The following is a 15,686-nucleotide window of genomic DNA, read 5'->3' as shown; positions in this document are numbered from 1 at the left end:
TAACTACGCGGTGCTGTCAGGTCAACGCAGCGCGTTGCGTGTGGGTCCGGCCTCCGCCAGCAGGGTCACGCGGAGTTGCGCCACTTGCGGCCGTTGCGGCCGATGAGCCGATGGGCGTCGGTCGGGCCCCAGGAGGCGGCCTCGTAGGTGGGGATCGGCGAGTTGTCCTTCTCCCAGTTGTCGATGATCGGGTCGACGATCCGCCAGCACTGCTGCACCTCGTCGCTACGGATGAACAGCGACGCGTCACCGATCAGCGCGTCCAGGAGCAGACGCTCGTACGCCTCCGGGGACTCCTCGACGAACGTCTGGTCGTAGGAGAACTCCATGGTGGCGGTGCGGACCCGGAAGGAGTGGCCCGGCACTTTGGCGCCGAAGCGCAGCGAGATCCCCTCGTTCGGCTGGATCCGCAGGATCAGCGCGTCGGCATCGAGGCCGGTGAGCTGGTCGGTCGGGATCGGCAGGTGCGGCGGCCTTTGGAACTGCAGGGCCACCTCGGTGAGCCGGGCCGGTAGGCGCTTGCCGGTACGTACGTAGAACGGCACCCCCGCCCACCGCCAGTTGTCCACGTTGAGCCGCATCGCGGCGTAGGTCTCGGTCCGCGACAGGGGGTCGACGCCGGCCTCCTCGCGGTAGCCGGCCATCAGCTCCTCGCGGGTGCCGCCCCGCGTGTACTGTCCCCGGACCGCAGCCTCGGCGATGTCCCGGTCGGTGGGGAGCCGGATCGCCTGCAGCAGCTTGACCTTCTCGTTGCGCAGGCCCTCAGCCTCGAACGAGGCCGGTGGCTCCATCAGTGCCAGCGCGAGGACCTGGAGCACGTGGTTCTGCACGATGTCCCGCATCGCGCCGGCGTCCTCGTAGAAGCCGCCGCGGCTGCCGACCCCGAGGGTCTCGGCGACGGTGATCTGCACGTGGTCGACCCAGGAGCGATCCCAGATGGGTTGGAAGATCGAATTCGCGAAGCGCAGCGCCAGCACGTTCTGGACGGTGTCCTTGCCCAGATAGTGATCGATACGAAAGACCTGGTGCTCGTCGAACGCGCTGTGCACGACGCCGTCGAGCTCGCGGGCCGTGACCAGGTCGCGTCCGTACGGCTTCTCGATGACCAGACGGGAGAAGGAGCCCTCACGGGGCTGGTTGAGCCCGACACCGGCCAGCCCGTTGATCACCGGCTCGAAGGCTCCGGCCGGGGTGGACAGGTAGAAGAGCCGGTTGCCGGACGTGCCGCGCTGCGCGTCCAGCTCGTCGAGGGTCCCCACGAGCCGCTTGTAGGTCTCCGGGTCGTCGTAGCCGCCGGCCACGTACCGCACGCCGCCCTGGAGTTGGCGCTTGCTGGCGAGGGTGCGCTCGCCGAGGGCGCTCTCGGCGAACTGCTCGTCGGTCATCGGCGTACGCGCGACACCGACCAGCGCGAACTGGTCCGGAAGGCGCTCGTGCCGAGCCAGGCTCTCGATCGCGGGCAGCAGCTTACGCCGGGTCAGGTCACCGGAGGCACCGAAGATGACCAGCGTGGCCGGCGGGGCACTCCGCTCCTGGATGAGCTGAGATGCGTGGTCCATGGTTTGCGTTCCTCCGGGCACAAGGGGCGTGGGTCGATGGGCGTGCTGTCATGCCGGCAATCGTGCGGCTGTGGCGGTCGTGTCCGGGCTATCCGGCGTTTCCACTCCTCCCACGCTGTCCCGGCGTACTGCCGCTGCACCCCGATGGTGTGCACACCCTTTCTAGGTCACGGTGTCATCAAGGATCAACACCCTGTCCCGGTCGCCCAACGCGTGGACGACGCACGCCCGCGCATCCTCGCGCACCGCGTCGACGTCCCGGACCGCCTGAGCTGGGAGAGCCGAGTCAATGGCAGCGTCGAGAAGGCGCGCCGGCAGCGCTGCACGCGCGATCCGCAGCAGCGCGACACCGCGCCGTCGGCCCCGCACCGATCCCTCTGCCCCCCCAACACTAGGCAGTGCTGGCATAGTCTCTGCGTGAGCGATTACGTGATCCGCCCGATCCGCGCCCGTGAGTGGCGTGAGATTCGGGCACTGCGTCTGAAGGCGTTGAAGGACGAGGACGCCCCGTTAGCCTTCGTCGAGTCCTACGAGGAGGGCGCCGCCCAGCCTGACGAGTTCTGGCAAGCGCGCGCCGAGGGTTCGTCCGACGATGCGGGACCCCAGGCGGGGGCACGCCAGTTCGTCGCGATCGCCGGTGACGGCACCTGGGTGGGAACGTCTGTCGCGCTTGTCGAGACGGCGGGCGAGCAGGACTTCGAGGGCAAGACGATCGAGCGGCCCGGCGGACATGTGGTAGGCGTCTTCCTGCAGCCGGAGCACCGCGGCAAGGGCGTGATCGGGAGCCTGCTCGACGCAACCCTGGATTGGATGCGTCAGCGGAGCCTCACGAGGGTGCGCCTCTACGTGCAGGCGGACAACATCCGTGCCCGACGCGCGTACGAGAAGGCGGGGTTCACGGCTACCGGGATGAGCTTCCACGGATCTCTCGGCCCGGAGATCGAGATGGCGCGAATCCTCTGACCCGGGCAGCCCGACCGGATCGGCAAGCCTAGCTACCGCACCGCGGACCTCGTCGAGGACCGGGCACTGGCCCTGGCGTACGCCGTTCCGCTGTCCGGCGTCGGCTACCTCGTCATGATCGCCACTGCCGTCGGACACAAGTAGCGGCTCCCGAGGGCTGGTCGTGGAGATCAAGGCCGCGTCATCCACAGCATCCCCGCCGTTCACCTGCGCCGGTCAGAGGTGGTGGAGGCCTTCGCTCAGCTCGTGGGTGACCTGCCACTGCGCGTCGTCTTCGGTGGGTGCGGGGAAGCCGCCGTGTTGGAAGGCCCAGTTCAGGTACGACACCAGAGGCATGCCAGCCTCGCCGACGAAGTGCGCGTCGGCCGCGGCGTCGGGGAGGACGACGCCGTAGGCGCCCCCGCCGCTGACGTTGTCCTTGTGGCACCGGTCGGGCGCGACGGGCAGGAGGAACGGTGCGTCCTGGTCTTCCTGCCACGCCGCGATCTCGTCGGCAAAGTAGGTACGGATGTCGCTGGTCGGGTAGCGGGAGCCCGCGAACTCCAGCACGAGCGGGTCGGCCGCCGCCGAGCTGGACCACTGTGGGTGTGTGCCGACAAGCCACACGTCTCCGACGATCCGGATCCACGACGACACCACCATCGGGACCGGGCCGAGACGCTGCTCCAGCCAGTGCAGGTGCTCGTCCGCCTCGGCCCCGGGTGGAGTGTGCGGCTCGGTGGGTGTCTGGTCGTTGTCGTTGCGGTGGAACCGGTAGCCCTGCGCGCGCAGCCGCTCGACGAGGGTCTCGATGTTGCTGCGGGCCCGCCGGGCCATCTCGTCGCACACCGCCTGCGCCTGCAAGGCGAAGGCAGGCTCGCGGACGCGGCTGCCGAGCTGCCGCATCTCATGCCACACCCAGTCCTGTCCGCCGGCGATATAGCGGTCCACCCAGCCCAGTTGCTCGTGCACGTGATCAGTCATCAGGTGGGGCGGGTGACGATTGTCAGCGTCTTGCGGACGAAGTCCAGTGCTTCGTCGCGCAGCGCCGGGGTTTCGGCCGAGACGATGAGGTAGCCAGCTCGCTGGGCGCTCCAGGTGGTCGCCGGCACGACGTCACCGGGGTTCTTCCACCAGCCGCACCTGACAAAGGCCGGGTGTGCCTCGATCTCGTCCATGCCCCGCATCTCGACCAGGATGCCCGGCGGCGCGACGGGGAGATAGCTCGCTGCGTACGCGACGGGGCCCGGCGGTGGTTCGGGCAGCGGCATCGCCGTGGCGAGCCGGACGACCATCTCGAACCAGTCCAGTCCGTAGGTGAGGCCGAGCAGGTCCATGAGGTAGTCGCCGGGGGTGCGGACGGCGACCTCCATCAGGGTCGGCCCGTCGGCGGCGAGCCGGAACTCGAGGTGCACGATGCCGGTGCGCATGCCGAGGGCGGCCATCACCGCGGCGCAGAACTCCGTCACCTCGGCGGCGGTCTCCTGGTCGAGCTGGATGCCGGTGCGGTGCGCTATCTCGACGAAGTGGGGCGGCTCGGCGGTCTCCTTGGCGGTGAGGTTGGCCAACCACACCTCCCCGTCGCTGATCAGCGCCTCCCAGCTGAATTCCGGGCCGTCCACCGCCGTCTCCACCAGGAGCGGGCCCTCGTGGTTACGGCGTGCCACCACGTCCTGGAAGGCGAGGTGGTCGGCGACCAGTTCCACCCCCTCGCTGCCCGCCGCCGACAGTGGCTTCACGACAACCGGCAGGTGGGCTGTCACCCAGTCGCGGGCCGACTCCAGGTCGTCGGTCATCAGGTACTCGGGTTGGCGGATGCCCGCCGCGGCGAACAGGCCCCGCTGCAGGGCCTTGTTGCGGGAGACGGTCGCGGCGTGCAGGGAGGGGCCGGGAACGCCGAGCCGGTCCTGCAGCAGGGCCGCGCCGAGCACGTTGTTCTCGGTGAACGCCACCACTCCCGCCGGTCTGCGGTCTGCGGCAGCGGCCCAGGTGCCGGCGGCCCACTGCTCGTCGTGGTTGCCGGCTGCCACCCGGATGTGGTCCACCAGTTCGGCCGTGTCGGCGGCTCGAGACGCGCCCTCGACGGCCGTTACCCGCAGCCCCAGCCGTCGCGCGGCGGTGAGGTAGGGCCTGCCCATGAAACCGACCCCGACCAGCAGCAGCTCAGACATGGCTGACCGCCGTGTCGGCGGCGGTGACCTTGACCGAGGCGAACACGTCGCGCAGGAACTGTTCGAGCACAGCCGTGGGTGCCGGGCCGACGATACCGGCGATGGGCACGTCGTACTCGGCGTAGCTCAGCACCTGACTGACCGGCTCGTCCTTCGTGCGCTGCACCCACCGCCAGGCCAGCGGGCTGCGCCGGAAATCGTCGGCCCCGTCGACCGTGCAGAACGTCGCGCCGAGGGTGTGACCGGGGAAGATGAACCACCCGTACCGGGCGTCCGGGCCGGCGTCGCGCGCTTCGGGGGCGGACGCGCCGGGCGTCGAGAGAGCCCGTAGTTGCACCGACGGCATGTGGACGCCGGTAGCCAGCTCGAATGTGTCGGCCACGCCGGCTCCGCCGAACCTGCTGGCCACCTCCAGGAAGACCAGGCCGTCGGGTGTTTCGATGCCTTCGAGGTGGAACAGGCTGGTGGTGATGCCGACGGCCCGCAGGCAGGCGGCGGTCCACTCCACGACGGTAGGTGGGGTGTCGGTCTGCACCGAGCCGAGCGGGCTGCCTTCGGCGAACCCGAGGCAGGTGCCGACGTACCGGCTGGCTTGGAGCGTGACCGGCGTGCCGTCGACGGCCAGACCGTCGACGTGGATGATCGGGCCGTCGACGAACTCCTCGATCTCGAAGCCGCTCGGGTCGGCGTCGGCGGGCAGGCCGTCCCGGCGTACCGCTTCGAGGGCTGCGTCGGCGGTGTCGAAGACGCGTACGCCCTGGCTGGAGGCGCCGTCGAGCGGTTTGAGTACCGTTCTGCCCGCCCACGCGACGGGAGCCCCGGCGAGGGCGGCGGGCAGCGGGAGGTAGCGCGGCACGCGCAGGCCCGCCCGGGAGGCGGCGGCCTTCATCATGACCTTGTCGCGGACGGGGAGCACGTCGGCCTCGCGTGGACCGGGCACGTCGAGCGCCTCCCGGATGCGGGCCGCGGCGATCAGGTCGAACTCGGACTGGGCGATGACCAGGTCGGGTCGCGGCTGGCCGGCGAGCGCCGCCACCACCTCGGTCTCCGTGGCGTCGGTCCCGGGCCGTTCGATGCGGGTGCCGGGCAGTCGTGCGGGAAGTGTGGCCATGCGCTCGGCCGTACCGATGAACGTCACCTCGTGGGCGTCGAAGTCGAGGCCGTTCGCGTAGCGAATGATGTCATCGGTGATTCGGTGCAGGATCAGGATGCGCATGGGGATACCTCAGTTGAAGGACCAGTGGGAGCAACAGAACGGCGATGAGGGCGGAGCCGAGAACCGCGCCGAGCAGGACGGCCTGCGGGCCGTGGGCGGTGGCGAAGACGGCGACGACGAAGCCCGAGACGGGCAGGGAGACCTGGTTCAACAGGACGATGAGACCGATCGTCTTGCCGAGGTGTTCGCGGGGGATGCGGCGGATTCGTTCGGCGCGGATGAAGACGTTCAGGATGCCGACCGTGCCGATCAGCAATGTGTAACCGATGGCGAACTGGGTGAACGAGTTCGCTTGGCTGATCGTGAGCCCGCCCAGGCAGATGATCACGAACGTGCCCAGGATGGCGACCAGCGAGCTGATTCGCCGGGACAGTCGCGGGATGATGAAGAAGATCAGTAGGGAGAGCACGCCCTCGGCGAAGGACAGCACCCCGAAGTAGCGGTCGGGTTTGCCGAACGTGCCGGTGGTGATGGCCGCGCTGGTCGCCATGCCGATGCCGACCATGAGGTTCACCATCATCGTGAGCCCGACCAGGCCCACGATCGCGGGGAGCTTGAACAGCGTGTGCGCGCCCTCGACCACCGAGGCCAGCACACCTCGTACCGTCGTGGGCTCGGGGTTGGTGACCGCTGTGCTCAGGCTGCCGCGCAGGGTCAACACGTTGATCGCGGTGAGCGCGAACAGCACCCCGGTCACCAGCAGGAGATCGGTCGTGCCGAGCAGTGTGGCCAGCAGGACCGCGATGGCCGGCCCGAGCACCGTGCTCGCCTGTTCGGTGCCCTGGATGACGGACTGGGCCCGCACCATGTGCTCGGGGGGCACGAACCGGGGGAGGGTGGTCTCCATCGCGATGTACGCCTGGGCGCTGGCCAGGGACATGGACGCGGCGAGAACGCTCAGCGTCACCACCGTCGCGTCCGGCCAGGCCAGGACGGCGGCGAAGGCGGCTGCGGCGAGGAACGCCCGGACACCGTCGGCGATCAGGTAGAGCCGGTAGCCGTCGACCCGGTCGGCGAGCACCCCGGCAACGGGGACGAAGATGACCCGGGGGAGCCACTCGACCAGGAAGACGAGCCCGCTCGCGGCGACACTGCCGGTGGTCTTGAAGACCAGCAGCGGAATGGCGAACAACAGGAACTGGTCGGCCAACGCCGCGACACCACGGCCGCCGACGAACCGCACGATCTGGTGCGGCCGGATGTCGGTTGTCGGGGATTCCCTGGCGGGGGCACGCAGTGGTCCGTTCACGCAGAGAGCCCCCGTCCGTCCATCGAGGAGGGTAACAGCGGCTGATCAGCAGCGACAACCCCGTCAACCCGGTACGCGGTGAGCAGACCGTGGCCGGTGGCCTGGTTCGGGCTGGCTCCGCCGCACTCGTCGCCGGTGATGGATCGGCCCGTGGTGACCGGCCGGCAGTCGGCCGCGAGCGACTCCACTGTGCTGTCGCGGCCCTGCTGGAGCGCCAACGCCACCACGCCCGCGGCGTACGCCGTCGCACCCGACGTCCCGCTCGACACGAGCCAGCCGTCCTCCGCGCCCGTGCCGTCGTACGCGCTGTTGCGGCGGTCGAAGAGGCAACCGGGCTGGGTGGGGAACAGGATGTAGTTGCCGTTGGGCAGCATGCCGCACGGGCCGGACACGTCCGGCACGGCCCTCCCGGGGAAGACCGCCGAGCGGTAGCTGGAGGCGAGGTCCGCGGCCCGCAAGGCTCCGTCGGGGCCGATGTGCACCCCGCCGACGGTGATGGCGCCCGGGGTGGCGACGGACTGGAACATCGCCGTCGGCCGGTCGGTCGAGCCGTTGCCCGCGGCGAACAGCACGGTGCAGCCGCGCCGGATCGCGTTGGCGACCTCGAGATGCAGGTGGGGTTCCGAGCGCAGCGTGCCCCAGCTGCAGGAGATGACGTCGGGTTGCAGCTGCACCGCGCGCTGGAACGCGGCCACCGGGAACGAGAAGCCCTCGCTGGCCATCTTGACCATGGTGAGGGACACGCCGGGCGCGACCGCCAGCAGCAACGCGGACATCGCGGTGCCGTGACCGCGTTCGTCGACAGCGGGATCGAGCTGCGGCAGCGCGGCGACGACCGAGGTCCGGTAACCGTGCTGCCGGTGGTGCGGATGGTCGTAGAGGCCGGTGTCGACCATGACGACCCGCACGCCGTCCCCGCGTACGCCGGCGGCGTGCAGCCCCTCGGCTCCGGCCACCCGGACCGCGTCGGCGGGGAGGCTGAGGTGGTGCCCGGTTCCCCGTACCACCGGCGGCGATGCGGTCGCGGTCAGCTCGAACCCCGACCGCGGCACGGAGACCGCACTGATGAGGTCGGTGCACACCCGGGAGTGCAGTGGGCCCTCCGCCACGAGTTCGTAGCGGGGGGAGTCGCGGATGTACTTGTTGCGCACCACGGCGACGGCGCTGCCGAAGACGTCCCTGAGCAGGCTCTGCTCACCGCTGACCGTCAGGCCCACGTCGGTCCGCGCCTCGATCGCGAGGCCCTCCCGGAGCAGCGCCCCGGCGACCCGGTCGACGGTGACCGGCGCGGGGAGGAAGTCCTCGACAGGGTGGCGCAGCAGCGCGGCGGGGTCGTCGGCGAGGCTACGCCCGGACGCCGCCCGCGGGACCACCGTCAGCACACCCCGCCGGGTGAACGCGGCGATCTCGTCATCGATCATCGGAGGCCACCATCTCGCGCAGGCGCCCCCGGTCGAGTTTGCCGGTCGGCGTCAGGCCGACGGTTCCCTCGTCGAGCATGACGACCTCGGACGGCACCATGTACGGCGGCAACACCCGCGCCAGCTCGACCCGCAGCTCCGTCCCGGCTCCGGGCCGGTCGGCGCCGAGGACGAAGAGGGTGATCGCCCGGCCGGCGACCCGGTGCTCGGTCACCACCGCGCAACAGTCGAGCACCCAGTCCACGGCGAGCGCGGCGGCTTCGACCTCGGAGGTGTGCACGAGGTTCCCGGCGATCTTCACGGCGTCGTCGCGGCGACCGACGAAGACGAGCTGACCCGCGCTGGTACGCCGGACGAAGTCGCCCGACCGGTAGTACCGGGTCTCCGGCGAGCCGCGCGTGACAAGAACCTGCTCGGTCCTCGCCACCTCCCCGCAGTAGCCCAGCATGACCTGCGGGCCGCCGATGAGTAGCTCACCGGTATCGCCGTCGGGCACCGGTCGCAGGTCGTCGTCGACGATCAGGACGTCGACGGCGGGCAGCGGGGTCCCGATCGGCAGGTACTCGTCGTCGTGGCTGGCGATGTCGTCGGTCACGTAGAGGGTGGCGCTGTGCGTGGTCTCGGTCGGACCGTAGCCGTGCACGTAGGTCAGACCCGGGAGCTTCTTGTCCATCGCCCGCAGCAGCGAGGTCGGGCAGGACTCACCGCCGAACCACAGCCGCCGAAGGGAACCCAGGTCGCGGCGGTCGATGTCGCTGAACCGCCCGAGGAGCATCCGGAGGACCGAGGGCACCAGCAGCACGTCGGTGATGCGCCACCGCTCGCACGCCTGGGTGACCTGGCCGGCCATCGACAGCCGGGGCAGCAGGTGCACGCTGCCGCCGACCAGGAAGGTGGAGTACAGGTCGACCACCGACGCGTCGAAGAACAGCGGCGCCACGTTCAGGTACCGCATGCGCTCTGGAAAACCGACCACCTCCTGCACGCCGGCGAGCAGCGCGCACACACTGCGGTGGCTGATCATGACACCCTTCGGGCCGCCGGTCGATCCCGACGTGAAGATGACGTACGCCTGGTCATCCGGCGCCCTGCCCTCGTACGAGCAGGGCCGGTAGTCGGCTTCGGCCCGTACGTCCCAGGAGTCACCGGCGACCACCAGGGTGCCGGCCGCCGCCTCGGCGAGCAGCCCGAGGTGCTGAGGGTGCGCCACCGTCACCGTCGGGCGACACCTGGCGAACAGCAGGGCGGTCCGGGCCGGCGGCAACGACTCGTCGACGGGGACGTACCGCGCGCCGAGCCGAAGCGCCGCCACCATGCAGACCACCGAGTCGATGGACTTGTCCATGACCATCGCGACGGTGTCGTGTCTGCCGACCAGGGGGGCCAGCAGGTCGGTCAGTGCCTGGGTACGCCGGGCCAGTGTGCGATAGGAGACCTGGACGCCGGTGGCCAGGTCGACCACCGCCACGGCGTCGTCGTCGTGGCGGCGGTCGAGGACCTCGTCGACGAAGCGCAGCGGGCCACCTGTCACCTGCTGACCGTCTCGAGTTGCCGGCACACCGCCTCCAGCAGTTCCGGGAAGGTGTCCATCTTCTGGTCGTAGGACCCGAAGTGGCCCATCCCCTCCATCAGTGTCAGCTGGCTGCCGGTCAGCCGGTGCAGCTCCCGGGCCACCTCGACGGGGACCCACGGGTCGTCCGTCGAGTGGAACTGGACGATGAAGCGTTGGTTCCGCTTGATCGCCTCCCAGTCCCACGGCTCGTCGAAGAACCCGCTGCGTCGTTCGAGTTCGAAACCGCAGTCGGTGTGGTGCCCGGCCACCACGAAGGTGCCCAGCAGCGGCGCCGACTCGGCGTACCGCAGTGCGGTCAGGGCTCCTGAGGAGTGCCCGACGATGACCGTCTGGTCGTCGGGTCGGATGACCTCGGTCAGGTAGGGCAGCCAGTACCGCATCCGACCCTTGATCGGGTCGGGGAACGTCTGGGCCACCACGTTGTGGCCACGAGCCGTGAGTTCCCGTTTGAGGTACGGGAACCAGATGCCGTCGATGGTTGCTCCGGCGTTGCCGTGCACCAGGACGACCCGCACGGCATCAGACATAGGAGTCGTCGTTGAGCTGGTCCTCGAGCATCGTCGCGAGCGAGCCGAGGGTGGCGAAGTGTTCCACCGTCAGCAGTTCCGGTTCGAGTTCGATGTCGTAGAACGACTCGAAGGCCAGCGTCAGCTCGATCATCTGGGTGGAGTTCAGGGAGAGCCCCCCGTTGAACAGGGGAGTGGTCGAGGTCAGCTCGACGTCGTGGTGGGGGAAGACCTCGGCGGCGATCTTCCGCAGGTCGTCCTCGATGTCCGCGCGGGTCTTCTGGTCGGCGGCGGTCACGCGTCAGCCCGCCTTGGGTGCGGTGCTGGAGTCGGCCGGCCGGGTCGCCAGCTTGGACTGCAGGAAGACCGGAGTCCGGGGGATGTTCATCTCGTCCTGGTGGAACGGGTTGCGCTTGTTCTTCAGGGAGAGGTACATGGTGCGACGGGCCCGCGCCTTCTCCTCGTCGGAGTAGAACAGGAAGGCGATGTTGCCGGCGTTCTCCCGGCCTACCTCGGTGAGCGTGATCGCCTCGTCGGTCTCGACGGCGTACCCGCCGGCGACCATCCAGTCGATCTCCCGGCGGTACTTCTCCAGGTTTGCGACGTCGGCCTTGCGGACGGTGCCGAAGACCGGGAAGAACACCATGACGCGGTTCTCGACCTCGTCCTCACTGCAGATCCGGCCCTGCTCGATGGGGATGATGCCGTCCTCGACATCCTTGATCCAGCGGTCCACGTTCGTGTGGTTGCGGTAGCTGCGCTCACCCATGTAGTTCTCGGCGGCCGGACCGATGCCCAGGGTGTAACTCGCCCGGTAGCCGTTGCCCCCGCAGGCGTGGTCGAGCCCGATGGGGCCGGTCTCGTCGAGGTGGGTGAAGAAGTTGATCAAGAGCTGCTTGTCGTACCCGTAGTCGGCCAGGCTGTCCTTGATCTGGCGGTACTGGACCCGCTCGATGCTGCCGGAGGGCAGCACGTCGCTCACCTTGCCGGCCCGGATCTGCTTGTCCAGCCGGGTGCCCTCCCACTGGTTGAACCGGTAGGTCTGAACGAAGCTGGGGCGCAGCTCGGCGCAGATGCCGTGGATGTCGGAGGCGAGGATCTCGTCGGTCTGGCCCGCGAGGTTGTACATGAGGTCCAGGGCGAAGGTCCTGATCCCGGCTTTGCGGATGTTCTCCGCCGTTTGGTAGACCTGCTCGACGGTGGCCTTGATGGTCAGCTTGCGCCGGATCTCCTCGTTGAGCGTCTGCACGCCGAACGAGATGCGGGTGATGCCCAGAGACTTGAGCATCTCGATGTAGCCGTCCGTGGACAGGCCGAGCGGGCTGCCCTCCAGCGAGATCCCGTCGACCTCGCTCAGGTCGAACTCGCGGTGCACCGCCTGGATGATCGTCGCCATCGACTCCTGGTCGAGTGCCGACGGCGTACCCCCGCCGAACTGCACGTACTTGATCTTCGTGCCCTGGAAGTACGCCGAGCGCGCGTTGCGCTCGATCTCCTTCACCATGGCCTTGACGAACCGCACCCGCTGCTCGCCCTGGTACTTCGCCGAGGACTCCTTGAAGCAGGCGCAGAAGTTGCAGAACGCCTCGCAGAAGGGAATGTGGAAGTACAGCAGGATGTCCGTCTGCTGGGGGTGCGTCTGACGGTCGAGGAAGGAGAAGTACTCCGCCTTCTCCTGCTCGGTGCGCAGCGCGTCCTGGAAGCCGCAGATCTTCGGGTAGAACCAGGTGACGTTGGTGCGCTTCTCCGGGCTCTCGAAGTCGTCCTTGAGGTAGAAGTTCGAGTCGAGACCGAGCATGAACGAGTTCTCGATGGTGGTCATGTCTGTCGATCCCATCCCTTATGAGGCGGACTTCTTGCTGACGGAATTGGCGTCGCTCTGGTAGATGACCGGGTACTGCTGGCTCATCTCACCGTTGACCTGGATCCACTCGAACTTGTCCTCGGGCAGTTCGACATCGGCCCAGATCGCCTCCGGGGGGCATTCGGCAACGCAGGCGTTGCAGTCGATGCACTCCTCCGGGTTGATGTAGAGCATCTCCGGGCCTTCGTGGAAGCAGTTGACCGGGCAGACGTCCACGCAGTCGGTGTACTTGCAGCCGATGCAGGCATCGGTGACGACGTAGGCCATGGCTGGATCTCCTGGTGGGTTGCGCTGCGGTTGTCAGGCGTGGACGGTCGAGACTTCGGTGAGCCGTCGCATCCACCCGAACCTGTCGATCGCGTCACCGCGGTGGACGCCCTCGAGCACCTCGCGCAGGTGCGACGCCACGGCGACGCTGCCGGCCAGCCGGTACTCCTCCCCCTGGTAGCCGACGCCGTTGATGGACACCACGCCCTCCACCGTCCCGGTGCCGAAGCACTCGGTGATCCGGCCGTCGCTGATGCCCCGCAGCACCTCCGCCAGCGGAACCGGCCGTTCGACGACGGTGGTCCCCGCGTCACGCGCCAGCTTGATGATCGAGTCGCGGGTTATCCCCGGCCGGATGGTGCCGTCCAGGGACGGCGTGGTCAGGACGCCGTCGATGACGAAGAACGCGTTCATCGCGCCGACCTGCTGGACCCTGCGCTCCGGGTCACCGCCGACCCACAGCACGTGGTGGTAGTCGTAGTTGGCGGCGATCTCCCGTGGGACCAGCCCCGGCCCGTAGTTCCCGATGGCGTTGATGTCGCCCGTGCCGCCCGGCCACGCCCGGACGTAGTCGTTCACCACCATCGCCCGTACCGGCAGCTCCGTCGGAGCCGGCCGGGTCAGCGGGCTCGCCACGATCGTGAACAGGCACTCCTCGGCCGGGGCGACCTCGAGCGTCGGACCGTTGCCGGCCAGGACGCACCGCAGCAGCAGCGCCGACCCGGGCTGCGCCGGGACCCACGCCTCGTCCAGCTCCACGAGCCGGCGGATCGCGAGCCAGACGCGGTCGAAGTCGAGTTGCGGGAGGGCCATCCGCCGGGCCCCGTTGTTGAGTCGTTTGACGTGGCTGTCCGGGCGGTACACCGCCACGGACCCGTCGGTCATCCGGTAGGCGGCGAGGTCGTCGAACACCCCCTGCCCATGGTTCAGGGCCGACGATGTCGGTCGGACCGGTGGCAGGGCGTCGCGGTCGGCGATGGTCATGCCCTGCCAGGACCGCCGCTTGGTCCACCGCATCGAGTACGCGTGATCGGTGAGGGTGCCGCCCGGGCGCGTCGGCGCGTCGGCCTCCGGCTTCAAGCGAGGTGCGGTCGTCGCCTCGACGACCAGATCGTTGTCCTTGCTCACGATCGATTGCCTTCCTTGTCGGAGATGTCGACCCGCACGTCGCGGAGTACCGCGCCGACCAGGGCCTCGACCCGGTCGGGTTCGCCTCGGAAATAGACCTGGGCGACCCGGTTGTGGAAGATGTCGTCGGGGTCGAGCGCGGCACCGGGTTCGGCCTCGAAGACGATCCGTTCGAATTCGTCGGCCTCGAGGAACGGCTCGAGGCCGGACACGCTGCCGGCGAAGGCGCCCGGCCGATCGGTGGTGACGAAGGCCAGCCCGGCGCTCACCGACGACACCGGCTGGTGCACGTAGCTGCCGCCGCGAGCCGCCTCGGCCGTCGCCAGGTAGAGGTCCACTCCGGGCCCCGCCATGATCAGTTCGGGGATGCAGTCGCCAGCCAGGCGGGCGCCCACCTCGATCAGCGCCGGGTGGCCGTCCGCGGCGATGCGGGTCTCGATGTGGAACGGCCCGACGGTGATGTCGAAGGCGGCGACCACCTGCGCGGCGAACTCGTGCAACAGCCGCCCGTGCGGTGAGCCGTGCGGCGGTGTGGCGACGTGGCCCATCTCGAAGAACTGCGGCGGTGCGCTGACGAGTTTCGTGGTGATGCTGACCAGGTGCAGTCCGGCCGTGTCCACCCAGCCCTCCAGGGAGAACTCGGGACCGTCGACGTACTCCTCGACCAGGGCGACCCGCCGGGGATCGTGGTGGAACTTGACCTCACCGTAGCTGTGGATCTCCGCGCAGGCGCGCTGGTACTCGTCGGTGTCCCGGACGAGGCGCACCCCCAGGCTCCCGCCCCAGTCGACGGGCTTGACGACCGCGGGGAACGCGAACGGACACTCACCCACGTCATCGGCCCGGATCGTCATCGACGCCGGAACGGCGATGCCGTGCTTGAGGCAGCGCTCCCGCATGACGTCCTTCTGCCGGACGGCCTCCGCGGTGTCCGGGCTCAGCGCCACAAGCCCGAGGGCGTGGGCCAGTTCGGCCGCTGCGCCGACGGCGTACTCGAAGCCCGCGATGACGCCGGTCGGCGTCACCCCTGAGCGGTCGACGAGGTCCAGCAGAGCGGGCACGCCGTGGTCGGGGTGCCAGTCGACGACGCGTGCACCGGCGTGGACCTCGGCCGGCAGCAGGTCGGGAAACTGCGTCGGGATCAGGCAGGGGACACCTGTCGCCACCAGCCGGCTCGCCAGCTGGACCCCGGCCGACAGGGGCTGGACGATTATCAACACGCGGAGCCGGCCTTCCCCACGTGCAGGGTGAACACCATCGGCACCGGACCGAAGTTCTCGAGCGTCCGCAGCCCTTCGGCCCGCGCGGCCCGGTCGGTGGTCACGCAGGCGTCGTAGTCCCCGGCGGCGCAGACGGCGGCGGCCACGGAATTGCTGCTCGCGTACGAGATCGTGCCGCGATTAGTGACCAGGCAACTCGGGGCGGGATGGGTGACGATGGTGGTGACGGACTCCCGGTCCGGACGCGCGGCGAGCACCATGTCGTAGGTGTCCAGGATGAAACTGTCGGCCATGGTGAGCCGATGCAGGTTGCCGAAGACCAGGTCGTGCAGGCGCGGGTAGACCGCGCAGGCGAGGATCGCCTCGGTGCCGTCGAACGCCATGACGTCGAGCCCATCCTCGACCTCGGCGTGCAGGACCACCCGCCCCGGGCGCTGCCGGTCGGCGAACCAGCGGTGAGCGGCCTTCTCCAGGTTGGTGCCGGTCGGCCCGAGGGTGTGGATGGTGGTGACGTGCGGCAGTGTGGTCGAGCCGATACCCGGTGCGGAACGGCCGTTGGCGTCAGGCATC

Annotated in this window: 15 protein-coding genes; 1 reads left to right on the top strand and 14 read right to left on the bottom strand. The window is 69.3% G+C overall.

The window, feature by feature from the left end; translation table 11 throughout:
• Nucleotides 1–65 precede the first annotated feature (65 nt).
• Entirely contained in the window at nucleotides 66–1,559 is a 1,494-nt protein-coding gene (zwf, locus tag ACWER9_RS01495) for a glucose-6-phosphate dehydrogenase (RefSeq protein ID WP_452299927.1), read from the bottom strand.
• A 417-nt stretch (nucleotides 1,560–1,976) separates the two neighbouring features.
• On the opposite strand from zwf, the gene ACWER9_RS01490 reads away from it, so the two are divergent.
• The gene (locus tag ACWER9_RS01490; RefSeq protein WP_452299926.1) at nucleotides 1,977–2,522 is read left to right on the top strand and encodes a GNAT family N-acetyltransferase; all 546 of its coding nucleotides are present in this window, start codon (nucleotides 1,977–1,979) and stop codon (nucleotides 2,520–2,522) included.
• Between the two features lie 216 nt (nucleotides 2,523–2,738).
• On the opposite strand, the gene ACWER9_RS01485 is transcribed toward ACWER9_RS01490, so the two are convergent.
• The 13 genes from ACWER9_RS01485 to ACWER9_RS01425 are packed head-to-tail and all read right to left on the bottom strand — an operon-like array spanning nucleotide 2,739 to nucleotide 15,685.
• Nucleotides 2,739–3,485 (bottom strand): hypothetical protein, encoded by a 747-nt coding sequence (locus tag ACWER9_RS01485; RefSeq protein ID WP_452299925.1) that lies wholly within the window; start codon nucleotides 3,483–3,485, stop codon nucleotides 2,739–2,741.
• The gene (locus tag ACWER9_RS01480; RefSeq protein ID WP_452299924.1) at nucleotides 3,485–4,672 is read right to left on the bottom strand and encodes an ATP-grasp domain-containing protein; all 1,188 of its coding nucleotides are present in this window, start codon (nucleotides 4,670–4,672) and stop codon (nucleotides 3,485–3,487) included. Before ACWER9_RS01480 ends, ACWER9_RS01485 begins: the two co-directional genes overlap by 1 nt.
• Complete coding sequence (locus ACWER9_RS01475; RefSeq protein WP_452299923.1) at nucleotides 4,665–5,888, bottom strand: ATP-grasp domain-containing protein; 1,224 nt, start codon at nucleotides 5,886–5,888, stop codon at nucleotides 4,665–4,667. The genes ACWER9_RS01480 and ACWER9_RS01475 overlap by 8 nt, the downstream gene beginning before the upstream one ends.
• The gene (locus tag ACWER9_RS01470; RefSeq protein WP_452299922.1) at nucleotides 5,854–7,137 is read right to left on the bottom strand and encodes an MFS transporter; all 1,284 of its coding nucleotides are present in this window, start codon (nucleotides 7,135–7,137) and stop codon (nucleotides 5,854–5,856) included. The genes ACWER9_RS01475 and ACWER9_RS01470 overlap by 35 nt, the downstream gene beginning before the upstream one ends.
• A complete protein-coding gene (locus ACWER9_RS01465; protein WP_452299921.1) occupies nucleotides 7,134–8,558 on the bottom strand; it encodes a S8 family serine peptidase in 1,425 nt (474 codons plus the stop codon). The genes ACWER9_RS01470 and ACWER9_RS01465 overlap by 4 nt, the downstream gene beginning before the upstream one ends.
• Nucleotides 8,548–10,116 (bottom strand): amino acid adenylation domain-containing protein, encoded by a 1,569-nt coding sequence (locus tag ACWER9_RS01460; protein WP_452299920.1) that lies wholly within the window; start codon nucleotides 10,114–10,116, stop codon nucleotides 8,548–8,550. Before ACWER9_RS01460 ends, ACWER9_RS01465 begins: the two co-directional genes overlap by 11 nt.
• Nucleotides 10,086–10,658, bottom strand: coding sequence for an RBBP9/YdeN family alpha/beta hydrolase (locus ACWER9_RS01455; RefSeq protein ID WP_452299919.1), 573 nt, complete (start codon nucleotides 10,656–10,658; stop codon nucleotides 10,086–10,088). Before ACWER9_RS01455 ends, ACWER9_RS01460 begins: the two co-directional genes overlap by 31 nt.
• Nucleotides 10,651–10,935, bottom strand: a complete 285-nt coding sequence (locus ACWER9_RS01450) for an acyl carrier protein (protein WP_452299918.1) — start codon at nucleotides 10,933–10,935, stop codon at nucleotides 10,651–10,653. The genes ACWER9_RS01455 and ACWER9_RS01450 overlap by 8 nt, the downstream gene beginning before the upstream one ends.
• A gap of 3 nt (nucleotides 10,936–10,938) precedes the next feature.
• Nucleotides 10,939–12,459 (bottom strand): coproporphyrinogen-III oxidase family protein, encoded by a 1,521-nt coding sequence (locus tag ACWER9_RS01445; protein WP_452299917.1) that lies wholly within the window; start codon nucleotides 12,457–12,459, stop codon nucleotides 10,939–10,941.
• Between the two features lie 18 nt (nucleotides 12,460–12,477).
• Nucleotides 12,478–12,768 carry a 4Fe-4S dicluster domain-containing protein gene (locus tag ACWER9_RS01440; RefSeq protein ID WP_452299916.1) on the bottom strand — a complete coding sequence of 97 codons (291 nt, stop codon included), beginning with the start codon at nucleotides 12,766–12,768 and terminating at the stop codon, nucleotides 12,478–12,480.
• A gap of 33 nt (nucleotides 12,769–12,801) precedes the next feature.
• Nucleotides 12,802–13,896, bottom strand: coding sequence for an aminotransferase class IV (locus ACWER9_RS01435; protein ID WP_452299915.1), 1,095 nt, complete (start codon nucleotides 13,894–13,896; stop codon nucleotides 12,802–12,804).
• Nucleotides 13,893–15,116 (bottom strand): ATP-grasp domain-containing protein, encoded by a 1,224-nt coding sequence (locus ACWER9_RS01430; protein WP_452299914.1) that lies wholly within the window; start codon nucleotides 15,114–15,116, stop codon nucleotides 13,893–13,895. The genes ACWER9_RS01435 and ACWER9_RS01430 overlap by 4 nt, the downstream gene beginning before the upstream one ends.
• Nucleotides 15,110–15,685, bottom strand: a complete 576-nt coding sequence (locus tag ACWER9_RS01425) for a hypothetical protein (protein WP_452299913.1) — start codon at nucleotides 15,683–15,685, stop codon at nucleotides 15,110–15,112. Before ACWER9_RS01425 ends, ACWER9_RS01430 begins: the two co-directional genes overlap by 7 nt.
• Nucleotide 15,686: the final 1 nt, after the last annotated feature.

This window comes from Micromonospora sp. NPDC003944 (assembly GCF_053605225.1).
Note: the sequence above shows the minus strand (reverse complement) of the source record. Positions and strands in the feature narration are given on the sequence as shown.

Bases quoted from the DNA above. Each gene is read 5' to 3' on its own strand.
- zwf (WP_452299927.1), bottom strand. From the start codon at position 1,559: ATGGACCACGCATCTCAGCTCATCCAGGAGCGGAGTGCCCCGCCGGCC.
- ACWER9_RS01445 (WP_452299917.1), bottom strand. From the start codon at position 12,459: ATGACCACCATCGAGAACTCGTTCATGCTCGGTCTCGACTCGAACTTC.
- ACWER9_RS01485 (WP_452299925.1), bottom strand. From the start codon at position 3,485: ATGACTGATCACGTGCACGAGCAACTGGGCTGGGTGGACCGCTATATC.
- ACWER9_RS01475 (WP_452299923.1), bottom strand. From the start codon at position 5,888: ATGCGCATCCTGATCCTGCACCGAATCACCGATGACATCATTCGCTAC.
- ACWER9_RS01455 (WP_452299919.1), bottom strand. From the start codon at position 10,658: ATGTCTGATGCCGTGCGGGTCGTCCTGGTGCACGGCAACGCCGGAGCA.
- ACWER9_RS01425 (WP_452299913.1), bottom strand. From the start codon at position 15,685: ATGCCTGACGCCAACGGCCGTTCCGCACCGGGTATCGGCTCGACCACA.
- ACWER9_RS01480 (WP_452299924.1), bottom strand. From the start codon at position 4,672: ATGTCTGAGCTGCTGCTGGTCGGGGTCGGTTTCATGGGCAGGCCCTAC.
- ACWER9_RS01465 (WP_452299921.1), bottom strand. From the start codon at position 8,558: ATGATCGATGACGAGATCGCCGCGTTCACCCGGCGGGGTGTGCTGACG.
- ACWER9_RS01440 (WP_452299916.1), bottom strand. From the start codon at position 12,768: ATGGCCTACGTCGTCACCGATGCCTGCATCGGCTGCAAGTACACCGAC.